The organism is Streptomyces sp. NPDC050423, from assembly GCF_040655445.1.
Taxonomy (GTDB): Bacteria; Actinomycetota; Actinomycetes; order Streptomycetales; family Streptomycetaceae; genus Streptomyces.
Genome location: NZ_JBFAJY010000016.1, coordinates 52,128 through 74,317, shown reverse-complemented (window position 1 = coordinate 74,317; position 22,190 = coordinate 52,128). Strand labels below are relative to the sequence as shown.

Here is a 22,190-nt window from a genome sequence, read left to right as displayed (position 1 = left end):
GGCCTTCGGTGGGGATCTCCATGTGCCCCATGGTCCCCTCTCGGGGCCACGCCCCCGACCGGCCGTGCGCCGAGGTGCCCGTCCCGCCCAGCCGGGGCCGGAGGTCTCACACGGTGTCCCAGGGCGCCTTCCCGTAGGCCGTGTCCAGCCGCCTCATCAGCTCCTCGTCCACCGTGAACGCGGTGTCATCGATCCGGCGGACCGGCGCGATGCCCTGCGAGTTGGTCACGAACGCCGACCGGTAGGCCCCCAGCCCGTCCAGCGTCACCGGACTGTGCCGCGACCGGACGCCCGCGCCGGGGAACTCCTGCTCCAGCAGCGCCATGGTGGTGCCGAGCAGCGCGGGCGCCTGCGGCCAGACGACCGAATCGCCGTCCCAGAAACCGATGTTGGTGAACGACCCCTCGGTCACCGAGCCGTCGGGCAGGGTCAGGACCGCATCGTCGAAGCCCGCGCGGGAGGCGAGATTCCCGTAGTACGTCTGGCCGAACTCGCCGGGACGCTTGAGGTGCGGCACGGCGCGGGCGTACGGGACGGACATCATGCTCTTCGGCTCGGTGGACATGCGCGCCGGGGCGCGCACCGTGACCATGACGGTCGTCGCGGTGGTGCCCGGCGGCAGGAATCCGTGCACCCGCACCGAGCCGTCGGCGGCCCCCGCACCCTGGAGCGCGTGGCGGATCAGCTCGCGCACCCGCCCGCCGTCCAGCGGGAGTTCGAAGATCGCCCGGTTCGCGCCGTCCAGCCGGTCCAGGTGCAGTCCGAGCCCGCGCACCCGGCCCTCCCTGACCTGCATGGCGGTGAAATGGCCGTAGTTGAAGAACGCGGCTGTCCGCAGGTCGTCCTCGGTGGCCGGATGTCCGTCGAACTCGGCGTACGGGACCGGGGCGGCTGCTGGATTCGTCATGCGTTCCACCGTATGCCGACACGCACGGCGCAGAGGGGGGTTGTCCGGCGCTTGACCTCAACCGTGGTTGAGGCATGAGCCTCTACCCATGGACCTCAACACCACTGATTCCACAGCCCCCACTTCCATCACCTCTTCCGCCGGCGCCCCTCTGAAGGTCGCGGTCATTCTCGCCAGCAACCGCGAGGGCCGCTTCGCCCCCGTCGTCGCCGACTGGTTCCTCTCCCGCACCGACGGCCACCCGGCCCTTGTGACCGACCTGGTCGATGTCGCCGGACTCGACCTCCCGACCGTGCACTCGTACCGCCCCGGACCCGAGGCGGCGGACCGGCTGGCCGGGGTCGCGGGCCGGTTGGCGGCCGCCGACGCCTTCGTCGTCATCACCCCCGAGTACAACCACTCCTACCCGGCCCCGCTCAAGAACCTCATCGACTGGCACCACGCCGAATGGCAGGCCAAACCCGTCGCCTTCGTCTCCTACGGCGGGGTGTCCGGCGGGCTGCGCGCGGTCGAGCACCTGCGTCAGGTCTTCGCCGAACTGCACGCCGTCTCGATCCGCGACACCGTCTCCTTCCACAACGCCGGCGCGCTCTTCGACGACGAGGGCAGGCACCGGGACCCGGCCGGTGCCGACGCCGCCGCGAAGTCGCTGCTCGACCAGCTGGTCTGGTGGGGCAGGGCGCTGCGGGACGCGAAGGAGGTGCGGCCGTACAGCAGCTGACCGGGCGGCAGCGGGCCACGCCCCCGACGATGGAGGCGGACCGCTGCCGGTTCCGAGGAGACGAAGAGGAGGCCGAAGGTGACTTCGCCCGCATGGCTGACGTGCTGACCACGACGGACAGCGAGGAGAAGGCCCGGCTGCCGGCGCAGGGCGTGGTGGAGGCGCGGCTCGCCGCCTGCGTACAGATCTCCGCGCCCGTCCTCTCGGTCTACCGGTGGCAGAACGCCATCGAGACCGCCGAGGAGTGGTAGCTGCTCATCAGGACGACGGCCGAGCGGTACGACGAACTGGAGGCCCGTCTCCAGGAGGCGCACGACTACGACACCCCGGAGATCATCGCGGTCCCGGTGGTACGGGGCAGCGCCGGCTACCTCGGCTGGGTGTCGGCGGAGACCGCGCCGGTCACCTCGGGAGGGAGCCCGGGGCCCCGGCTCCCCTGACGAGGCGCGCTCACCGGACATCCGCCGCGAGGGCCGTCTCCACGCCCGGCTCCCGGGGGCCCAGGAAGTGCGGGTCGGGCTTGAACAGCGCCTCCAGTGCCGCCTTCCCCGCCGCGGCGATCTCCCGGGTCCCGCCGTAGTACCAGGTCGCATCGTGTGTGGCGTCGACCCCGACGCCGTACGCGTCGATCCCCGCCGCCCGGCACAGCGCGATCGCCCGCCGGATGTGGAAGCCCTGGGACACCAGCACGGCCCGCTCCACCCCGAAGATCTTCCTGGCCCGCACGCACGAGTCCCAGGTGTCGAAGCCGGCGAAGTCGCTGACGATCCTGCTGTCCGGCACCCCGTGCCCGACCAGGAACGTGCGCATCGCGTCCGGCTCGTCGTACTCCACCCGGCTGTTGTCACCGGTCACCAGCACGACCCTCACCTTCTTGTCCCGGTACAGCTCGGCCGCGGCCCGCAGCCGGTTCGCGAGGTACGGGGACGGCTTCCCGTCCCACAGCCCCGCCCCGAACACCACGGCGACCTGCTGCGCGGGTACGTCCGCCGTCGTCCTGATCCGGGCGTCGGCCACCGAGTGCAGCCAGGTGGCGGGTGCCAGGCCCAGCACGCAGGCGGCCATCATCCCCTGCACGGCCCGGCGCCGCCCCCGCCGGGTCCGCGGCAGCCGGGGCCGCAGCCGGGCCGCCGTTCTCCTCAGCCGGCCCCGGCCCGCCCCCGCACCCTGTCGCTTCAGCCGCATGAAAGCGCCCTCGTTCCTGTCATTGCCCCGTGCCGTACCGAGCTGTCCCCCTATGACTTGACGACAGGACGGCCCCAAGGGTTCTGCGTGTTCGTCACCGCCCGCCCGGATTCGCCGGCCGGACCGCGTGGCGCCGCCGTCCCACAGCGCCCCGGGCCGTGCGGTGAGGTCGCGGCAAACACCCGTGACCGGCCCGCAACGACGCGGCAACCCGCGCCCGGCACCATCGGTCCATGACGGAGCCGGCACCGGAACACCCTCAGGAGTCCCCGCCCCTCGACAGCACCGCGCAACTGCTGACCCGCGTCACCGCACAGCTCGGGTCCCGGCTCAGCCTCCTCTCACCGAACGGAACCCGACGGCCCATGCACCGCACCCGGCACCAGCCCGCACCGGACCACGCGAGCCCCCTGACCCCCGCCGCCCCCGCCCTGGTCGCCGTCGCGCACGGCAGCCGGGACCCGCGGGCGCTGCGCACGGTGACGGAGCTGCTCGGCCGGGTGCGGGAGCTGCGGCCGGGGCTCGACGTCCGGCTCGGCCACATCGAGCTGAACGCACCCCTCCTGCCGGCGACCCTGGACGCCCTGGGCGACGGCGAAGCGGTCCTGGTGCCGCTGCTGCTGGGCCGCGGCCACCACGTCAAGCGGGACATCCCGGAGGCCGTCGCAGGCGCCCCCGCCCTGCGCGCCCTGACCGCCGCGCCGCTGGGACCGCACCCGTTGCTGGTCGAGGCGCTCCACGGCCGGCTCGCCGAGGCCGGCTGGCAGCCCGCGGACGACGGGAACCGCGACAGCGCCGTGGTCCTCGCCGCCGCCGGTTCGCGCGACCCCGAATCGGCCGCCGACACCCGCCGCACCGCGCACCTGCTCAGCGAACGGCTCGGCGGGGTGCCCGTCGTTCCCGCCCACGCCTCCGCCGGGGCGCCCACCGTCCCGGCCGCCCTGCGCGCGCTGGCCGCCCGCGGCCGCCGGCGGGTCGCCGTCGCCTCGTACTTCACCGCCCCCGGACGCTTCGCCTCGGCCGCTGCCCAGGCCGCACCGTGGATCGCCGCGGCGCCGCTCGGCGCGCACCCCGCGATGGCCCGGCTGCTGCTGCACCGCTACGACCAGGCAAGGACGGCCGGTGTCCCGGCACACGAAAATCGGATGAACACACATTTCCTGGCACCCGCCTGAGCCCCCTTGTCAGCCCGGCCGATTAATGTCGACCTCATGGAAGGCACGCACGACACGCACCACACGCACGGCACGCGGGAATCGGACACGGCTCCCTACGGCGCCGCCGACGCCGAGCGCTGGGCCACCGAACCGGACAAACGGCCCGGCCGCACCGCCTTCCAGCGCGACCGCGCCCGCGTGCTCCACTCCGCCGCGCTGCGCCGGCTCGCCGGGAAGACCCAGGTGGTCACCCCCGGCACCCGCAGCTACGCCTGGGACGCCAGCCCCCGGACCCGGCTCACCCACTCCCTGGAATGCGCCCAGGTCGGCCGGGAGCTCGGCGCCGCACTCGGCTGCGACCCCGACCTGGTCGAGACGGCCTGCCTCGCCCACGACATGGGCCACCCGCCCTTCGGCCACAACGGCGAGCAGGCCCTCAACGACTTCGCCTCGGACTGCGGCGGCTTCGAGGGGAACGCCCAGTCGCTGCGCCTGCTGACCCGGCTCGAACCGAAGCGGTTCGTCCCCGACCCCCGGACCGGCGAGCTCGTCAGCGTCGGCCTCAACCTGACCCGCGCCGCGCTCGACGCCGCCACCAAGTACCCCTGGCCCCGGGGCGCCCACCCCACCGACCCCGGCTCCCCGAAGTTCGGGGTCTACGAGGACGACCTGCCGGTTTTCGACTGGTTCCGCAAGGGCGCCCCGCAGGACCGCAAGTGCTTCGAGGCCCAGGTGATGGACTGGTCCGACGACGTGGCGTACTCGGTCCACGACTTCGAGGACGGGCTGCACGCCGGGCACATCGACCCCAACTGCCTGGACGCCGAGCCGGAGCGGCAGGAGATCTGGCAGGTCGCCATCGGACGGTACGTCCCGGCGGACACCGACCCCCAGGAGCTGTCCGACGCACTGGACCGGCTCATCGGCCAGGACTGGTGGCCGCACGGCTACGACGGCTCGGCCGTCGCCCAGGCCCGGCTGAAGGACGCCACGAGCCAGCTGATCGGCCGGTTCTGCCTCGCCGCCGAGAACGGCACCCGACTGGCGTACGGTACCGGCCGCCTCGGCAGGTACGGCGCCGAGCTCGTCGTGCCCCGCGGGGCGCGCAACGAATGCGCGGTGCTCAAGGCGGTCGCCGACCGCTACGTCATGCAGCGCGCCGAGCAGGAGGCGATCCGCGCCGACCAGCGGATCGTCATCGCCGAACTGGCCGCGGCGCTGACCGCCCGCGCGCCCGAGGGCCTTGAGCCGCAGCTGCGGGCGCTGTACGAGGCCGCGCCCGACGACCGGTCCCGCAAGCGCGTCCTGGTCGACCAGATCGCCGCCCTGACCGACGCGTCGGCCCGCACCCTGCACCACTCACTGACCGCGCCCGGCCGATGACCCCGCACCGGACTCCGCACCCGGCCCCTCCCGCGCGGTTCCCGCGCCGGCGAAGACCGGCCCGGCCCGCACCGGAGGTCACCCCGTACGCGTCCCGCCCGCGCATGTCCGGCGGCGACGGGGCGCGGCGGAGACGCCCGGCCATGTGACAGGTGGTGTGCTGGGTGCGCGTACCGCGTGGCCGCGCCGCGTACCTGCCACCCTGTTCCCCGTGGTGCGGCACCGGTCCGCGGACCGGCCCATGACCACTGGGCGTGACCTGATCGGGTCACACCCCCTTTCGCCATCACGCTGCGTGCGGGACGCTCGCAGTTGGCGCCGCGCAGCAAGCACCGAGGAGGCATCAAGTGGTCGACGCACATCGGACGTTCGTCATTGTCGGCGGAGGACTGGCCGGAGCGAAGGCGGCGGAGACGCTCCGCTCGGCGGGTTTCAGCGGCCGGGTCATCCTGATCGGCGATGAGCGCGACCATCCGTACGAACGCCCGCCGCTCTCCAAGGGGTACCTGACCGGCAAGGAGGAACGCGACAGCGTCTTCGTCCACGAGACGGCCTGGTACGCGGGGGCCGACATCGAGCTCCACCTCGGCCAGCCCGTCACCGTACTGAACCGCGACGCCCGCTCCGTGGAGCTCGGCGACGGCACCGTCATCCACTACGACAAGCTGCTCCTGGCCACCGGCGCCGAGCCGCGCCGCCTCGACATCCCCGGCACCGGCCTGGCGGGCGTCCACCACCTGCGCCGCCTCGCCCACTCCGACCGGCTGCGCAACGTCCTGGCCGCGCTCGGCCGCGACAACGGCCATCTGGTGATCGCCGGAGCCGGCTGGATCGGCCTGGAGGTCGCGGCGGCAGCCCGCGGATACGGCGCCGAGGTCACCGTCGTCGAACCGGAGGCGACCCCGCTGCACCGGGTCATCGGCCCCGAGCTCGGCCAGCTCTTCACCGATCTGCACAGCGACCACGGCGTCCGCTTCCACTTCGGCGGCCGGCTCACCGAGATCGTCGGCCAGGACGGCATGGTGCTCGCGGTCCGCACCGATGACGGCGAGGAGCACCCCGCCCACGACGTCCTCGCCGCGATCGGGGCCGCCCCGCGCTCCGCCCTCGCCGAGGCCGCGGGCCTCGACATCGCCCCCCGCGCCCTGGGCGGCGGCATCGCCGTGGACGCCTCCCTGCGCACCAGCGACCCGCACATCTACGCCGCCGGTGACGTCGCCAACGTGGCACATCCGGGGCTCGGCACCCGGCTGCGGGTGGAGCACTGGGCCAACGCGCTGAACGGCGGCCCGGCGGCGGCCCGCGCCATGCTCGGCCAGGACGTCTCCTACGACCGGGTGCCGTACTTCTTCTCCGACCAGTACGACCTCGGCCTGGAGTACTCGGGCTGGGCACCGCCCGGCAGCTACGACCAGGTGGTGATCCGCGGCGACGCGGGCAAGCGCGAGTTCATCGCGTTCTGGCTGAAGGACGGCAAGGTGCTCGCCGGGATGAACGTGAACGTGTGGGACGTCACCGACACCGTGCAGGAACTGATCAAGACCGGCCGGCCGGTCGACCCGGAGGCGCTGGCCGATCCCTCGGTGCCGCTGGAATCCCTGATCTGAGCGGTCCGGACCGCCCCGTGCCGGAGCCCGGCGGGCCGCGGCACGGGGCGGACCCGGGCACCGGGGGCGGCCCGCGTCACACCCCGCCCGCACCATGGCTGTCACTGCCCACCCGTAGACTTCACCCGTGGCAGGCAGGATCAATGACGACGACGTGAAGGCGGTCCGGGACGCGGTCCCGATCGACGCCGTCGTTTCCGAGTACCTCCAGCTGCGCAACGCGGGCGGTGGAAACCTCAAGGGCCTGTGCCCCTTCCACGACGAGAAGTCCCCCTCCTTCCAGGTCAGTCCGAGCAAGGGTCTCTTCCACTGCTTCGGCTGCCAGGAGGGCGGCGACACGATCGCCTTCGTGATGAAGATCGACCACCTCCAGTTCTCCGAGGTGGTCGAGCGGCTCGCCGCCCAGGCCGGCATCACCCTGCGGTACGAGGAGGGCGGGTACAACCCCTCCCACCAGCGCGGTGAGCGGATCAGGCTGGTCGAGGCGCACAAGGCGGCCGCCCAGTTCTACGTCGAGCAGCTCGACGGGCCCGAGGCCGAGATCGGCCGCAAGTTCCTCGCCGAGCGCGGCTTCGACCAGGCGGCGGCCGGCCACTTCGGCGTCGGCTACAGCCCGGCCGGCTGGGACCACCTCACCCGCTACCTGCGCGGCAAGGGCTTCAGCGACAAGGAGCTGATCGCCTCCGGCATCTCCCAGGACGGCAGGCGCGGCCCCATCGACCGCTTCCGCGGCCGGCTGATGTGGCCGATCAGCGACACCGCGGGCGACATCGTCGGCTTCGGCGCCCGCAAACTGCGCGACGACGACAACGGCCCGAAGTACCTCAACACCCCCGAGACCGCGATCTACAAGAAGTCCCAGGTGCTGTACGGCATCGACCTGGCCAAGAAGGACATCGCGAAGGCCAGCCGGGCCGTCGTCGTCGAGGGCTACACCGACGTGATGGCCTGCCACCTCGCCGGGATCACCACCGCCATCGCCACCTGCGGCACCGCGTTCGGCGGCGACCACATCAAGATCCTGCGCCGGCTCCTGATGGACAACGGCAGCGCCCGGGTGATCTTCACCTTCGACGGTGACGCGGCAGGCCAGAAGGCTGCCCTGCGCGCCTTCGAGGACGACCAGAAATTCGCCGCGGAGACCTACATCGCGATCGCCCCGGACAACATGGACCCGTGCGATCTGCGGCTCGCCAAGGGCGACGAGGCCGTCCGCGACCTGGTCGAACCCCGCACCCCGCTCTTCGAGTTCGCCCTCCGCCAGATCGTGGGCCGCTACGACCTGGAGACCCCGGCGGGCCGCGCCGCCGCGCTCGACGAGGCCGCCCCCGTCGTCGCCAAGATCAAGACGGGCAGCGTGCAGCGCGAGGTCGCCGTCCAGCTCGCCGGCTTCGTCGGCATCCTGGACCAGGAGTACGTCGTGCACCGGGTCAACCAGCTCGCCCAGTGGGCCCGCGGCCGGGGCGACCAGCGAGGCCCCGCACGCTCCTCCTCCCGCGCCGGCGCCCAGCACCAGCAGGCCCAGCCCTCCGCCGCGGCCTCCGGCCCCTCCGGCCCCGCGCTCAACCTCCGCAGCCCGGCCCACCGCACCGAGCGCGAGCTGCTCAAGCTCGCCCTGCAGAAGCCCGCCCTGGTCTCCCCGGCCTTCGACGCCTACGGGACGGACGAGTTCACCGCCCCGCCCTACGCGGCCGTCCGCGAGTGCATCGCGCAGGTCGGCGGCGCGGAGCTCGGCGTCGCCGAGACCCGCGAATACCTCGTCCAGGTGCTCGACGCGACCCCCAACGAAACGGTGCGCAAGCTGGTCACCGAGCTGGCGGTCGAGGTCTTCCACGGCAAGTCCATCGACGAGGCCTACGCGGGCGAGCACCTGGTGAAGGTCCGGCTGCGGGCCGTGGACCGCCGGATCGACGACGTCCAGGGCAGCCTCGCCCGGCTCGGCAGCAATGTCGCCCCGGACCACCTGGCCGCCGCGCAGAACGAGGTCTGGGTCCTCCAGCAGTACGCCCAGTCCCTGCGCAGCAGCGGAGCCGACGCGCTCTGAGGCCCCCGGGCCGCCTCCGGTGACCGTCCGGTCACCGGGCGGACTCAGAAAGTCCCCGCACGCCCCTCGTGGCAGCTGTGTGTCGTACCCCACACTGGGTGGCGGTGCCTGAGTCATCGGAGCGCGGCGGCCCACCGAACGGTGGTCCTCCATCCCCGCGGTCCGGCAGCGATCACCTGGAGGTCGCCCCCGTGCAGACCCGGACCGTGACCAAGACCGAGCATGTCTCGGCAGTCCCCGCGCAGCACCGGGCCGTACGTCATCCGGAAGCCGCGGCGGACCCGCAGGACATCCCCGACCCACCCGAGGTGGTCATGGAGGAGTCGGCGGAGCTGCCCGAGCCCCCCGCGCGGCGCGGCCGGCCGGACACGAGCGTGCCGTCGTCCGATCTGTTCCGGCAGTACCTGCGGGAGATCGGCCGCATCCAGCTGCTCACCGCCGCCGACGAGGTGGAGCTCGCCCGCAGCGTCGAAGCCGGCCTGTTCGCCGAGGAGCGCCTCGCCCGCACCCCGGACCCCGACACCCGCCTCGCCGTCGATCTGGACCGCCTCGTCGTCATGGGCCGGATGGCCAAACGCCGGCTCATCGAGGCCAATCTGCGCCTGGTCGTCTCCGTGGCCAAACGCTACGTCGGCCGCGGACTGACCATGCTCGACCTGGTCCAGGAGGGAAACCTCGGACTGATCCGGGCGGTCGAGAAGTTCGACTACGCCCGCGGCTACAAGTTCTCGACGTACGCGACCTGGTGGATCCGGCAGGCCATGTCCCGCGCCCTGGCCGACCAGGCGCGGACCATACGGGTCCCGGTCCATGTCGTCGAACTGATCAACCGCGTCGTGCGGGTCCAGCGCCGGATGCTCCAGGAACGCGGCTACGAGCCGACTCCCGAGGAGGTCGCCGCCCAGCTCGACCTGACCCCGGAGCGGGTGGGCGAGGTGCTGCGCCTCGCCCAGGAACCCGTGTCCCTGCACGCCCCGGTCGGCGAGGAGGACGACGTCTCCTTCGGCGACCTGATCGAGGACGGGGACGCCGCGTCCCCGGTGGAGTCCGCCGCCTTCCTGCTGCTGCGCGAACACCTGGAGGTCGTGCTCTCCACGCTCAACGAGCGCGAGCGGAAGGTGGTCCAGCTGCGCTACGGGCTGGCCGACGGGCGGCCCCGCACGCTTGAGGAGATAGGCCGGATCTTCGGCGTGACCCGTGAACGCATCCGCCAGATCGAGTCCAAGACCCTCAGCAAACTGCGGGACCACGCCTTCGCCGACCAGCTCCGCGGCTACCTCGACTGAGTACGCGTACCCGCGCACCCGCCGGGGCAGCCGCGGAACGGCGCCGTGAGCAGGGTGTGGCCGGCTAGGTCGTGTTTTAGAAGTCCCGTCTGTCTCGCGTGGTCCGGCACGCACGCTCGCCGCGTTGCCGAAATGCCCTAGTAGCTCCGCTACGAGGGCACCCCGGCGCCTTGCGATTGCACGCACCGGACCACGCGAGACCCGCCCTCCGGGCGGCCGACGCTACTTTTAAAACACTCCCTAGCTTGACTCTGTCGGGGATCTTGGAGTTTCCCCGTGCGGCAGCACGATCGACGGGCATGCTCGGATAGTTCCGCCGACCGATGTAGCTGTCGAGGTGCCCGTTGTCCCTTTGCCCCCGTTCCGGTGAGCAAGTTCCGCCTCTGACTGCGCGGATCGCGCGGGCGAGCAACCCGACTGGTACGACGGCAATATGGGTGCGCGATCGGTTGGATGGGCTGTGGTGCGACGAGGACTTCGCGGACTGGTACCCGCGTGACGGGCGTCCGGGTCTCTCGCCCGCTCAACTGGCCACCGTCTGCGTACTGCAGTTCCTGCTCGGTCTCTCGGACCGGCAGGCCGCCGAGGCGGTCCGCTGCCGCATCGACTTCAAATACGCCATGGCCATGGAGCTGGATGACCCCGGCTTCCACCACAGCGTGCTGGCCGATTTCCGCGACCGTCTCGCCGAAGACGACCGCGCCGACCGTCTTCTCGACCTTGCGCTGGACCGTCTCAAGGAGGCCGGACTGGTGCGCGAGCGCACCACGCAGCGCACCGACTCCACCCACGTCCTGGCCTTGGTGCGGGACCTGACCCGCCTGGAGCTGATCACCGAGGCGGTCCGTGCCGCACTCGAAGAAGTCGCCGGCACCTCCCCTCACCTGCTCGACGAGCTGGTCGACGAGGACTGGGGGCTCCGCTACGGCCGACCGGTCCGCCTGGGCAAGAACCCCACTAAGCCCAGGACGAGAATCCTCGCCACCGGAAACGACGCCGTCCGGCTCCTGGAGCACCTCTACCGGCACGGAACAGACCACACGGCCGGCCCGCGCGTCCAGGCCCTGCGCCAGATCGTGGTGCAGAACTACCACCGTGATGCCGCAGGACACCTGCGCTGGCGCACCGCCGAGAAGGAAGACGGGCCCGGGCTGCCGCCCTCGTCCCGGGCGATCGTCTCGCCCTACGACACCTCGGCCCGCTTCGCACGCCACGGGCACATCATCAGCTGGAAGGGGTTCTCCGCCCATCTGACCGAGACCTGTGCTCCTGACGGACCGAATGTGATCACGGATGTGGCCACCATCGCGGCCACCACCCACGACAGCCAGGTCCTGCCCGGCATCCACGCCCGCCTGGCGCGTCGCGGGCTGCTGCCCGCCGAGCACTTGGTCGACGGCGGCTACACCTCCCTGCCTCACCTGGCACAAGCCGCCCGTGAACACCAGGTCACCGTCACCGGACCACTGCCAGGCAACCCCACCCGCCAGCACCGCCGGAACGGGGGCTTCGTCCGGGACGACTTCCACATCGACTACGACCGCCAGCAGGTCATCTGTCCCCAGGGGCAGGTCAGCGCGGGCTGGCACGGCCCCTACCCGACGTCCTCGCCCACCGCGGCCCCGCTGATCGTGGCCAGGTTCACCAAAAGCCAGTGCCGCCCCTGCCCGGCCCGCGCGCAGTGCACCAGCACCGCAGACAGCGCGCGCACTGTGGGCTTTCCCCCGCGAGAACTACGCGACCTGCAACTTCGCGTCCGTAGCGAGCAGCAGACGCCCGAGTGGAAGGCCCGCTATGCGGTCCGCTCCGGAGTGGAGGGCACGGTCAACGAGTTCGCCCACGGCCACGGCATGCGGCGCTGCCGCTACCGAGGACAGGGGAAAGCCCACATCCAACACGTCCTGACGGCCATCGCCGTCAACATCGAGCGCCTCAGCAAACTGCCACCTGCTGAGGACGCACCCACACCCTGCCGACCGACTGCCTTCCAGAACTACCTCGACCAGCGCGAGCTACCCCGACTGAAATCCTGGCGAACCCCGGGGCAGCTAACCTCGGCGACTCCAAGATCCCCGACAGAATCAAGCTAGTCGACCTCTGCGACCGCCTGCGCGAACTGGGCCGCGTACAGCCGCGCGTACGCGCCCTGCGCCGCCAGCAGCCCGTCGTGCGTGCCCTGTTCGACGATCGAGCCGTTCTCCATCACCAGGATGACGTCGGCGTCCCGGATGGTGGAGAGCCGGTGCGCGATCACGAAGCTCGTACGACCGTGCGCCAGGCGCGCCATCGCCTTCTGGATCAGCACCTCGGTACGGGTGTCGACCGAGCTGGTCGCCTCGTCGAGCACCAGTATCACCGGGTCGGACAGGAACGCCCGCGCGATGGTGATCAGCTGCTTCTCGCCCGCGCTGACTCCGCTGCCCTCGTCGTCGATCACCGTGTCGTAGCCGTCCGGCAGGGTACGGATGAAGCGGTCGGCGTGGGCCGCCCGCGCCGCCTCCTCGACCTCCTCCCGGGTGACCTCGCCCGACGCGCCGTACGCGATGTTCTCCGCGATGGTCCCGCCGAACAGCCAGGTGTCCTGGAGGACCATGCCGATCCCCGACCGCAGGTCGTCGCGCGACATCGTCGCGACGTCCACCCCGTCCAGGGCGATCCGGCCGCCCGTCACCTCGTAGAACCGCATCAGCAGATTGACCAGCGTCGTCTTGCCCGCACCGGTCGGGCCGACGATCGCGACCGTGTGACCCGGTTCGACGCTCAGCGACAGGTCCTCGATGAGCGGCTTCTCCGGGTCGTAGCGGAACGACACGTGCTCCAGCGAGACGCTGCCGCGCAGCTCCTCCGGGTGCGCGCCCTTGCCCGGTGCGGGATCTGCGTCCTGCTCCTCGGCGTCCAGCAGCTCGAAGATCCGCTCGGCCGACGCCACCCCGGACTGCACCAGGTTCGCCATGGAGGCGACCTGGGTCAGCGGCATGGAGAACTGCCGCGAGTACTGGATGAAGGCCTGCACATCACCGATCGACAGCGCACCGGAGGCGACGCGCAGTCCGCCGATCACGGCGATCAGCACATAGTTCAGGTTCGACACGAACATCATCAGCGGCTGCATGATCCCGCTGTTGAACTGCGCCTTGAACCCGGCCTCGTACAGCGCGTCGTTCTGCTCGGCGAAGTCCCGCGCGGACTCGTCCTGCCGGCCGAAGACCTTCACCAGGGTGTGCCCGGTGTACATCTCCTCGATGTGGGCGTTGAGCTTGCCCGTCACCTTCCACTGCTGGACGAACTGCGGCTGCGAGCGCTTGCCCACCTTGGTCGCCACGACCACCGACAGCGGTACCGTCACCAGGGCGACGAGCGCCAGCAGCGGCGAGATCCAGAACATCATGATCAGCACGCCGACGATGGTCAGCAGCGAGTTGATGAGCTGGCCCATCGTCTGCTGCATCGTCTGCGAGATGTTGTCTATGTCGTTCGTCGCCCGGCTGAGCACCTCGCCGCGCTTCTGCTGGTCGAAGTAGGAGAGCGGCAGCCGCGACAGCTTCGTCTGGATGTCCTCGCGCATCTGGAACACGACCCGGTTGATCACCCGGATCGACAGCCGCGTCGACACCAGCATCAGCAGCCCGGCACCGACGTACACCGCCAGCGCCGCCAGCAGCACCCGGCCGATCGCGTCGAAGTCCATGCCCTGCCCGGGGACGAAGTCCACCTTGGAGAGCATGTCGGCCAGGCCGCTGTTGGATTTGTGCAGGCGGTCGATGGCCTGCTCCTTGCTCGTCCCCGCCCGCATCGGCCGGCCGATGACACCCGCGAACACCAGGTCGGTGGCCTTGCCGAGGATCTTCGGGCCGACCACCGACAGCGCCACGCTCAGCGCACCGGCCGCCAGCATCACGTACAGCGTGGCCCGCTCCGAGGCGAAGCGCTTCAGCAGCCGCTTCGTGGAGCCCTTGAAGTCCATGGACCGCTGGGTCGGTGCCCCGCCCGCCATCATGCGTCCGCCAGGCCCGGCCATTACGCGGCCTCCGCTTCCGTCAGCTGGGAGAGCACGATCTCCCGGTATGTTTCATTGCCGTCCATCAGCTCGTGATGACTGCCGGAGCCGACGACCCGGCCCTCGTCCATCACCAGGATCCGGTCGGCGTCGCGGATGGTGGACACCCGCTGTGCGACGATCACCACGGTCGCGGCGGCGGTCTCCCGCAGCAGTGCCGCGCGCAGCGCGGCGTCCGTGGCGTAGTCCAGCGCGGAGAACGAGTCGTCGAAGAGGTAGATCTCCGGCTGCTGAACCAGCGTCCGGGCGATCGACAGCCGCTGTCTCTGCCCGCCGGAGACATTGGTGCCGCCCTGCGCGATCGGTGCGTCGAGCCCGTGCTCCAGACCCTCGACGAACTCCTTGGCCTGTGCGACCTCCAGCGCGTGCCACAGCTCCTCGTCGGTCGCGTCCGGGTTCCCGTACCGCAGATTGGTCGCGACCGTTCCGGAGAACAGATACGGCTTCTGCGGGACCAGGCTCACGGTCTTCGCCAGCAGCGCCGGATCCAGCGTCCGTACGTCCGTCCCGTCGACCAGCACCTGGCCGTCCGTCACGTCGAACAGCCGGGGTACGAGACCGAGCAGCGTCGACTTGCCGCTGCCCGTCGACCCGATGATCGCGGTCGTCTCGCCGGGCCTGGCCATCAGATCCACCGACCGCAGCACCGACGCCTCGGCGCCGGGGTAGCGGAAGTTCGCACCCCGGACCTCCAGATGCCCGTGGGCGCGCAGTTCGGTCACCGGATCGACCGGCGGCACCACGCTGGACTCGGTCTCCAGGACCTCCTGGATGCGCTCGGCACAGACCTCGGCACGCGGCACCATCATGAACATGAAGGTGGCCATCATGACCGACATGACGATCTGCATCAGATAGGAGAGGAACGCGGTCAGCGCCCCGATCTGCATCCCGCCGCTGTCGATCCGGTGCGCGCCGAACCAGACGACGGCGATCGACGACACGTTCACGACCGTCATCACGGTCGGGAACATCAGTGCCATCAGCCGCCCGGTGGACAGTGCCACGTCCGTCAGCTCGGTGTTGGCGCCGCGGAACCGCTTCTCCTCGTAACCGTCGCGGACGAAGGCGCGGATGACCCGGTTGCCGGTGATCTGCTCGCGCAGCACCCGGTTCACCGTGTCGAGCCGCTCCTGCATCGTGCGGAACAGCGGACGCATCCGCTTCACGATCAGGCTCACCGCGATCCCGAGGACCGGCACCACCGCGAGGAGCACCGCGGACAGCGGGACATCCTGGCCGAGCGCCATGATGATGCCGCCGACACACATGATCGGTGCCGAGACCATCAGCGTGAACGTCATCAGGACCAGCATCTGGACCTGCTGGACGTCATTGGTCGTACGGGTGATCAGCGACGGTGCGCCGAACCGGCCGAGCTCACGCGCGGAGAACGACTGGACCCGGTCGAAGACCGACGCCCGGACGTCTCGGCCCAGTGCGGACGCGGTACGGGCACCGATGTAGACGGCCCCGACGTTGCAGACCACCTGGGCGATGCTGACGACGATCATGGCGCCGCCGTACTGAATGATGTATCCCGTGTCCCCCTTGACGACACCGTTGTCGATGATGTCGGCGTTCAGGGTGGGCAGATAGAGGGCGGCGGAGGTCTGGAGCAGCTGGAAGACCACCAGCAGCGCGATCGGTTTCTTGTACGGACCGAGGCAGGCCCGCAGGAGTTTTATGAGCACGCGTGTCTCTCGGAGTCGGCATAGGTCGGGAGTCGACCCATTTTCCGGCACCGCTCACCGGGACCGCGAACGATTTTATTCAAGTCCAGGTCAAAAAAAAGACCGGGTCCATAATTTTGCCACCGAACTCCGCGCCGCCCCCCGGCGGTGTCACCGAAGGTAGGCACCCCGGCGCGCGCCGTCGACCGCCGGGGTGCCGGCGCGCGCCCCGCGTGTCAGCGCCCGGCGTCGAAGGCCCCGGGGTGGATCTGGTCCCGCGTCGCCACGTACTGCTGACGCACCGCCTGACCGACCGCCAGCTCCTCGCCGGGATCCAGCACCTGCGCCGCGGCGTCCTGCCAGACCGGGGGAGTGCGCGGATCGAGCGTCCCCTGCGAGACCCCCAGTGCCCAGGCCGCCTGCCGGGCCGCACCCAGCGCCGCGTACTGCGCCGGCTCCGGAACGACCACCTGCGTCCCCAGCAGCATGGGCGCGAGCGCCCGCACGGCCGGCAGTTCGGCGGCGGCGCCCAGCAGGAACACCCGCCGCACCTCGACCCCGCGGCCGCGCAGCACGTTCAGCGCGTCGGCCAGCGAGCAGAGCATCCCCTCGAACGCGGCCCGCGCGAGGTGCTCCGGCTTCATCGACTCACGCCGCAGCCCGCTCAGCGTCCCCGCGGTGTGGGGCAGCTGCGGGGTCCGCTCACCCTCCAGATACGGCAGGAGCACCAGCCCCGAGGCGCCCGGCGTCGACTTCAGCGCCAGCGCCGACAGCTCCTCCAGCCCCTCCACGTCCAGCATCTCGGCGGTGCCGCGCAGCGCCCGTACCGCGTTCGACGTGTGCACCACCGGCAGGTGCATCCCGGTGGCGTCCGCGAACGAGGTGATCATCCCGGTCGGATCGGCCAGCGCTTCGTGGTGCACCGCCATCACCGAGCCCGAGGCCCCCAGCGACACCACGGCATCGCCGACCCCGACCCCGAGCCCGAACGCCGCCGCCATCGTCTCGCCGGTACCCGCCGAGATCAGCAGCCCCTCGGGCGTCGTCCCGGCAGCCTCGCAGGGACCGAGCACCTCGGGCAGCGCCGCCTCCCGGCCGAGCGCCAGCTCCACCAGCTCCGGCCGGTAGGACTCACTGCCCGCCGACCAGTAACCGGTCCCGGACGCGGCCCCCCGGTCGGTCGTCCGCCGGGCCGGGCGGCCCAGCAGCTGCCACACCAGCCAGTCGTGCGGCTGGAGCACGGCGGCGACCCGCTGTGCCGTCTCCGGCTCGGTCCGCGCCAGCCAGCGCAGCTTCGACACCGGCTGAGCGGCCTGCGGCACCGCCCCGACCGCCTCGGCCCAGGCCTGCCGCCCGCCCAGCCCGTCGATCAGATCAGCGGCGGCGACCTGCGCCCGCTTGTCGTTGCCGAGCAGCGCGGGACGCACGAGATTGCCCTGGCGGTCCAGCGGCACGAGCCCGTGCTGCTGCGCGGCCACCCCGATGGCCTGCACGCCTTCGAGCAGCCCGCCGGCGGCCGCCTCACCGAGTGAGAGCAGCCATACCTGCGGGTCGACCTCGGAGGCCTTCGCCTCCACGGGGTGTGCGGCGTACCCCTGGCGCAGTACGGCACCCGTGTCCGTATCGCAGACCACGATGTGCGTGAAGGCGGAAGAACTGTCCAAGCCGGCGACTATGCCCATACACAGATTCTGCCGCACCGCCGGACCATTCCCGCACCGGCGGTGCGGCAGACCTGATGACGAGGCCTCAGGTGTTGGTCGTTCCCCAGTCGTCCGCGCCGTTCGCACCGCGCCCGCGCAGCGACCGCACCCGGTCCGCCACGGACGCCGGCACCTTCTCGCCGACCTTGTCGCCCACCGCGTGGTACGCCTTCCCGGCGAACTCACGGCCGCTCTGGGCCGCCGACTCGCAGGTGTTGCGCACGGCCGGGTTCTGGGCGAACTGACGTGCGGACTTCTTCAGCTGCTCGTAGCGCTCGCGCCCGGCACGCGTGCCGAGCACGTAACCGAGGGCCACTCCGGCGATGAACGTGAGCCGGTACCGCATGGCTGTCACCCTTCCTTCACTCCGTGCGACGTGTGCTGCCCGCCTACCCGCGGGCACCGGAGATCACCCCGGCCGATACCGATTGGCAAAGCACCCCCCTGCTTGCGCTAATGTATGTGTCGCAGCGAACGTCCGCCGCCCGGCAGCCGCCAGGCAGGTGTCGTTCGAGGCGACGCAGCAATCCCCTGTAGCTCAATTGGCAGAGCAGCCGGCTGTTAACCGGCAGGTTACTGGTTCGAGTCCAGTCGGGGGAGCGCGATCCCCTGTAGCTCAATTGGCAGAGCATTCGGCTGTTAACCGGAGGGTTACTGGTTCGAGTCCAGTCGGGGGAGCGGAACGGAAGAGGGCCCTGCGGGGTCCTTTTTCGCGTGCCCGAACCGGCCCTCCGGCGGTCCGGTTCGGTGGTGCGCGTGGGGCCGGCGTGACTCTTTCGCGTCAACTTCACGTCGCCCGGAACCGGGCACGGAGCAGCGCAGTCTTCATGGTCACGAGTACCCGGGCATCCGGAGCGAGAGATCGTATGACCGGCTATGCTGCGGCAGACGGCGCGCACACATGTACGCGCCAGGCCGAAAAGGGGCGGTAGCTCAGCCGGTTAGAGCAGCGGACTCATAATCCGTCGGCCGTGGGTTCGAGTCCCACCCGCCCCACCACAGCAGAAACGTTGTGACCAGTGGGAACGACGTTGCGACGCTAGCCGGGGCACGTCATGCGCCGCAGGAACGCCGCAGCGACTCGCCGCAGGCTCCTTCGGATGGCTCACGGCATGGCCGGTGAACGCCTGAGTGGTGACATCTCCCGCATCGGTTCCGGCCACCGGACGTACGCCCGTGGCGGCCGTCTTCCGCCCTGTCGCGAGCACGATGAGCTGCCACCCGCAAATGTTGGTGACATATCATGGCTATGTACATCATGGACTCATGGTGAGGGGTGACTGGTATGTCTGTGACTCAGGTCGATCTCGATGACGAGGCGCTGGCCGAGGCGATGCGGCTCATGGGTGTCTCGACGAAGAAGGACACAGTCAACGGGGCTCTACGGGACTATGTAGCGCGCATCAAGCGGCTGGAGGCCGCTGAGAAGCTGGCCGCGCGTGGTGAGCGGGGCGAGTTCGAGGCTGCGGCTGCGGCGCATGCGGCTGCCAAGCGTGTCCGGCGGGCAGCTTTCGAGTGATCACCTACCTCCTCGACACGTCCGCTCTGTGGTACCTCTTCCGTACGCCGGGTGCGTTGCGGCCCTGGGAAGGGCACATCGCCGCCGGCGTGTTCCATATCTGCGAGCCCACGAGGGCGGAGTTCCTCTGCTCGGCCACAAGCCCGGCCCATCGGGATGAGTTGGCCGAAGAGTTGGATGATCTCTGCCATCTCTCGCCGGTTCCCAAGACCGCGTGGCGCTGGGTCGACACCGCGCAGTACAAACTCACCCAGCGAGCGCAGCACCGCGCCGCCGGAGCCATCGATCTCCTGGTGTGCGCGACGGCGGTCCATCACGGTCACACGGTGCTTCACGTGGACAACCACTTCGCCACGGTGGGGGCGGTCCTGAAGGAAGTGCAGCAACGAGACGTGTGCGCCTGACTCTTCATTGAGTTCGAACAACGCTCGATCAACTCAGGTAGCCAACTTGCCTCGGTGACGGTGACGAGTTCACTGACCGTGCGGGTGGTGAACTGGAGGTCATCTCCAAGGTCGTACAGGTCGAGGGGCTCACGGATGGGCGTATCGGTTCGGCGAGCCGGTCCTCCTGCATTGGGGTTACGTACGGCTGGCCCGTCAGTACGGTGACGTCAATCCGCAGCGCTCGCGCGACGGTCGCGACGAAGTCCGCGAACGCCGGACGAGCTCCGCACGCCACCCTGAATGAGTCGGAGATGTGCGAGTACGGATTCCGCCGGGTCAGGGCGACCCGGCTACGTTCCCGTGGTGGACCGCCTTGGACGCTGTCGCGACGTCCTCGGCTCGATCTCGATCGCTCAGGTTCTTTCTTGGCCCGCGTCGGAATGGAGTGCTCGTGCCAGTTCCCGGCAGGCCTGCATCGCAGGCGACGGCATCTGGCCTCGATCCCCGATCCACGAGCTGCCCTGCGGCCCGATTTCATCGCCCGCGATGTCCAGCCCGACTCCGTTGGGCTGGACACCCCGATGCACACCGACGCAGGTGCCGACTTTCCACTTGTCTGGACCGGGGAGCGGGGGAGTGTGCACCCCATGAACTACCCCACGCAGTACGCCAAGGCCCTGGTCGTCAACTTCAACCGCTGGCCGACCACGCCTGGTCACGGAGCTGGGACCTTCCTCTACGTCAACGGCATGGGTGCCACAACGGGTTGCGTTTCGGGCGCCTCGCACGACGATGTACCGCATCATGGCCTGGATTGAACCTACGGCCCACCCGCGCATCGCCATTGGCTGTGTTGTCTATCGAGGCCGCGGGTAGGGGAGAGCGTGAACGCAGTTCTGGCCGGTTTTGCCACCACTCCGTCCCTGCCGACGGCGCAGCCGCGGATGTGCTCGGCACCGCCTGATTTCGGCCAGGGCGACAGGGAACGTTGAAACCCCTGCGCCCGCGTGGTGAGCGCGGGTCAGTTCGTAGGCGCGGCCCCCAGCAGGCGCTCGGCGAGGGCCTCTGCCTCGCGGGTCTTCGGAGCGTTGAAGAACAGCACCCTGCCGACGATCGGGTCGCCGGTGTAGTAGCGCTCGTAGAGTGCCTGGCGGGCGGCGAACGGGCTGCAGGTCATGTCCCAGACCATCCGCATCACCTGGAGGCGGCGCTCGGCGCTGATCCCCGGGCCGTGGACGTACGTCTCGACGAGGTGACCGATCTCCTCATGCCGCAGCTCGCCCTCGGTCATCACGATCGCGCCGCTGCCCGCGACCATCCGGAGCACCTCGACGGCCTTGGCGATCGCGTGCGGGAAGAAGAACGTCAACGCCGCGATGCCGACCCGCGACTCCTCACTCGGACAGCCGTGGCCACGCCGCACCGACCCGGGGTCGCGACGTTCGCCGATCCGGCGGCTCAGGTCGAGCGCGGCCCCGTCGAGGATGCCCTCGGCGACGTTCAGCAGGCCCATGACCTCGCCGAGTTCCTCCTGGTAGCGCGGCGAGGCGGCCCGGCCCGTGGTCCGTGCCGCCACGGTGGCCAGGCCGGCCAGGAACTTCAGCTTGGCGGTGCTGCGTGCCGCGCCCTGGAGCGGGCCGTAGCCGACCGCGCTGCGCACCACGTTGTTGTAGGCGTCCAGGTCGCCGGCGACGACGACCCGGTCCTGGGGGACGAAGACGTCGTCGAAGACGAGGATCGCATCGCCCTCGTCGAACCGGCCGCTCAGCGGGGTGTCGAACAGGCCGTCCCCGCGGTCGTACGCCTGCCGGCAGACGATCTTGAGGCCAGGAGCGTCGAGCGGAAGCGTGCAGACCAGGGCGTAGTCCTCCTGGCCAGGCCGGCGCGGCACGTACGGGCCGACGAAGACCTCGTCGGCCACCGGGGCGAGGGTGGACAGCAGACGCGCGCCGCGGATCACGATGCCATCCTCGCGCCGCTCCACGATCCGCACTGCCTCCGGCGGGGCGTCCCGCGTCGAGCGGTCGCTCTGCGGGTCCACCAGGGTATGGGTCACCGCGAGGTCCTCCTGGCGCAGCCGCGCGAGGTAGTCGCCCATCCGGGCCGCTTCCTCGTGCTTGCCGACATGCTCGAGGCTGCTCCTGACATCGAGCAGGTAGGCGTTCATGAAGTCGGGGAGTCGCCCCATCATGCCGTAGGTGAGCTCGGTCCTGAGCCGGTCACAGCGCTGCCGGGTCAGTACGTCCTCGTGGTCCCGCGCCTCGAGCAGGGTGGTGCTGTACCGCTCCCCCGTCGCGGTGTCTTGCACCGTCAGGACATCGGTGAACTCCGGGTCCGACTGGAGGTCGTAAAGTCCGGCGAGCGTCGCGAGCACGCCTTGGAAAGCAGGGTGGGCGGTGACGTCGTCGACCCGGACACCGTTGACGTACAGGCTGCGCCCGTCCCTCAAACCCTCCAGGTACGCGGCACCCGAACGAAGTCCCATGTCGTCACTCCTTGTGGTGAGGCTTGCTAGTGCGTCCGAGCGGGACCTGAGGTGGGCGGCCCGGTCCTGCGCCTGGG

Annotated in this window: 17 protein-coding genes, 3 tRNA genes and 2 pseudogenes; 14 read left to right on the top strand and 8 right to left on the bottom strand. The window is 70.5% G+C overall.

Annotation, left to right across the window (positions count from 1 at the left end; all coding sequences use genetic code 11):
- Window positions 1-106: 106 nt before the first annotated feature.
- A complete protein-coding gene (locus AB0I52_RS14635; protein WP_363072414.1) occupies window positions 107-907 on the bottom strand; it encodes an aminotransferase class IV in 801 nt (266 codons plus the stop codon).
- An 88-nt stretch (window positions 908-995) separates the two neighbouring features.
- Here AB0I52_RS14635 and AB0I52_RS14630 point away from each other — a divergent pair, with 88 nt between their 5' ends.
- Window positions 996-1,628: an NAD(P)H-dependent oxidoreductase gene (locus AB0I52_RS14630; protein WP_363072412.1), complete on the top strand. Its 633-nt coding sequence runs from the start codon at window positions 996-998 to the stop codon at window positions 1,626-1,628.
- Between the two features lie 78 nt (window positions 1,629-1,706).
- Window positions 1,707-2,068, top strand: a pseudogene (gene cutA, locus AB0I52_RS14625) (divalent-cation tolerance protein CutA).
- A gap of 10 nt (window positions 2,069-2,078) precedes the next feature.
- Here the strand turns inward: cutA and AB0I52_RS14620 are convergent.
- Entirely contained in the window at window positions 2,079-2,813 is a 735-nt protein-coding gene (locus AB0I52_RS14620) for an ElyC/SanA/YdcF family protein (RefSeq protein ID WP_363072410.1), read from the bottom strand.
- A 233-nt stretch (window positions 2,814-3,046) separates the two neighbouring features.
- Between AB0I52_RS14620 and AB0I52_RS14615 the strand changes: the two genes are divergently transcribed.
- The 6 genes from AB0I52_RS14615 to AB0I52_RS14590 all read left to right on the top strand — a co-directional run bounded on the left by AB0I52_RS14615 (window position 3,047) and on the right by AB0I52_RS14590 (window position 12,380).
- The gene (locus AB0I52_RS14615; protein WP_363072408.1) at window positions 3,047-3,988 is read left to right on the top strand and encodes a sirohydrochlorin chelatase; all 942 of its coding nucleotides are present in this window, start codon (window positions 3,047-3,049) and stop codon (window positions 3,986-3,988) included.
- A 36-nt stretch (window positions 3,989-4,024) separates the two neighbouring features.
- Complete coding sequence (locus AB0I52_RS14610; protein WP_363072406.1) at window positions 4,025-5,353, top strand: deoxyguanosinetriphosphate triphosphohydrolase; 1,329 nt, start codon at window positions 4,025-4,027, stop codon at window positions 5,351-5,353.
- Between the two features lie 347 nt (window positions 5,354-5,700).
- Window positions 5,701-6,960, top strand: coding sequence for an FAD-dependent oxidoreductase (locus AB0I52_RS14605; protein WP_363072404.1), 1,260 nt, complete (start codon window positions 5,701-5,703; stop codon window positions 6,958-6,960).
- Window positions 6,961-7,087: 127 nt separating this feature from the next.
- Window positions 7,088-9,004 (top strand): DNA primase, encoded by a 1,917-nt coding sequence (dnaG, locus tag AB0I52_RS14600; RefSeq protein WP_363072403.1) that lies wholly within the window; start codon window positions 7,088-7,090, stop codon window positions 9,002-9,004.
- Window positions 9,005-9,195: 191 nt separating this feature from the next.
- Window positions 9,196-10,290 (top strand): RNA polymerase sigma factor, encoded by a 1,095-nt coding sequence (locus AB0I52_RS14595; protein WP_363072401.1) that lies wholly within the window; start codon window positions 9,196-9,198, stop codon window positions 10,288-10,290.
- A gap of 437 nt (window positions 10,291-10,727) precedes the next feature.
- Window positions 10,728-12,380, top strand: a complete 1,653-nt coding sequence (locus AB0I52_RS14590; protein WP_363072400.1) for an IS1182 family transposase — start codon at window positions 10,728-10,730, stop codon at window positions 12,378-12,380.
- On the opposite strand, the gene AB0I52_RS14585 is transcribed toward AB0I52_RS14590, so the two are convergent.
- The 4 genes from AB0I52_RS14585 to AB0I52_RS14570 form a co-directional block, all read right to left on the bottom strand.
- Window positions 12,377-14,308, bottom strand: coding sequence for an ABC transporter ATP-binding protein (locus AB0I52_RS14585; protein ID WP_363072398.1), 1,932 nt, complete (start codon window positions 14,306-14,308; stop codon window positions 12,377-12,379). The genes AB0I52_RS14590 and AB0I52_RS14585 overlap by 4 nt on opposite strands.
- Window positions 14,308-16,041, bottom strand: coding sequence for an ABC transporter ATP-binding protein (locus AB0I52_RS14580; RefSeq protein WP_363072396.1), 1,734 nt, complete (start codon window positions 16,039-16,041; stop codon window positions 14,308-14,310). The genes AB0I52_RS14585 and AB0I52_RS14580 overlap by 1 nt, the downstream gene beginning before the upstream one ends.
- A 215-nt stretch (window positions 16,042-16,256) precedes the next feature.
- Entirely contained in the window at window positions 16,257-17,702 is a 1,446-nt protein-coding gene (locus AB0I52_RS14575; protein WP_363072394.1) for an FGGY family carbohydrate kinase, read from the bottom strand.
- Window positions 17,703-17,769: 67 nt separating this feature from the next.
- On the bottom strand, window positions 17,770-18,069 hold the full coding sequence (locus AB0I52_RS14570; protein ID WP_363072527.1) for a YtxH domain-containing protein: 300 nt from the start codon (window positions 18,067-18,069) through the stop codon (window positions 17,770-17,772).
- Between the two features lie 181 nt (window positions 18,070-18,250).
- Between AB0I52_RS14570 and AB0I52_RS14565 the strand changes: the two genes are divergently transcribed.
- The 5 genes from AB0I52_RS14565 (at window position 18,251) to AB0I52_RS14545 (ending at window position 19,646) form a co-directional block, all read left to right on the top strand.
- Window positions 18,251-18,323 (top strand) — tRNA-Asn (locus AB0I52_RS14565).
- Between the two features lie 5 nt (window positions 18,324-18,328).
- Window positions 18,329-18,401 (top strand) — tRNA-Asn (locus AB0I52_RS14560).
- A gap of 244 nt (window positions 18,402-18,645) precedes the next feature.
- Window positions 18,646-18,722: transfer RNA gene (locus AB0I52_RS14555), tRNA-Ile, on the top strand.
- Between the two features lie 286 nt (window positions 18,723-19,008).
- Window positions 19,009-19,242 carry a type II toxin-antitoxin system VapB family antitoxin gene (locus tag AB0I52_RS14550; protein WP_363072392.1) on the top strand — a complete coding sequence of 78 codons (234 nt, stop codon included), beginning with the start codon at window positions 19,009-19,011 and terminating at the stop codon, window positions 19,240-19,242.
- Window positions 19,239-19,646 carry a PIN domain-containing protein gene (locus AB0I52_RS14545; protein ID WP_363072390.1) on the top strand — a complete coding sequence of 136 codons (408 nt, stop codon included), beginning with the start codon at window positions 19,239-19,241 and terminating at the stop codon, window positions 19,644-19,646. Before AB0I52_RS14550 ends, AB0I52_RS14545 begins: the two co-directional genes overlap by 4 nt.
- A gap of 62 nt (window positions 19,647-19,708) precedes the next feature.
- On the opposite strand, the pseudogene AB0I52_RS14540 reads toward AB0I52_RS14545, so the two are convergent.
- A pseudogene (locus AB0I52_RS14540) lies at window positions 19,709-19,959 on the bottom strand (transcriptional regulator); the annotation flags it as partial.
- 316 nt (window positions 19,960-20,275) lie between these two features.
- Here AB0I52_RS14540 and AB0I52_RS14535 point away from each other — a divergent pair.
- A complete protein-coding gene (locus tag AB0I52_RS14535; RefSeq protein ID WP_363072388.1) occupies window positions 20,276-20,446 on the top strand; it encodes a hypothetical protein in 171 nt (56 codons plus the stop codon).
- A gap of 203 nt (window positions 20,447-20,649) precedes the next feature.
- Here AB0I52_RS14535 and AB0I52_RS14530 read toward each other — a convergent pair whose 3' ends face one another.
- Window positions 20,650-22,113, bottom strand: a complete 1,464-nt coding sequence (locus tag AB0I52_RS14530) for a 4-hydroxyphenylacetate 3-hydroxylase N-terminal domain-containing protein (RefSeq protein WP_363072386.1) — start codon at window positions 22,111-22,113, stop codon at window positions 20,650-20,652.
- Window positions 22,114-22,190: the final 77 nt, after the last annotated feature.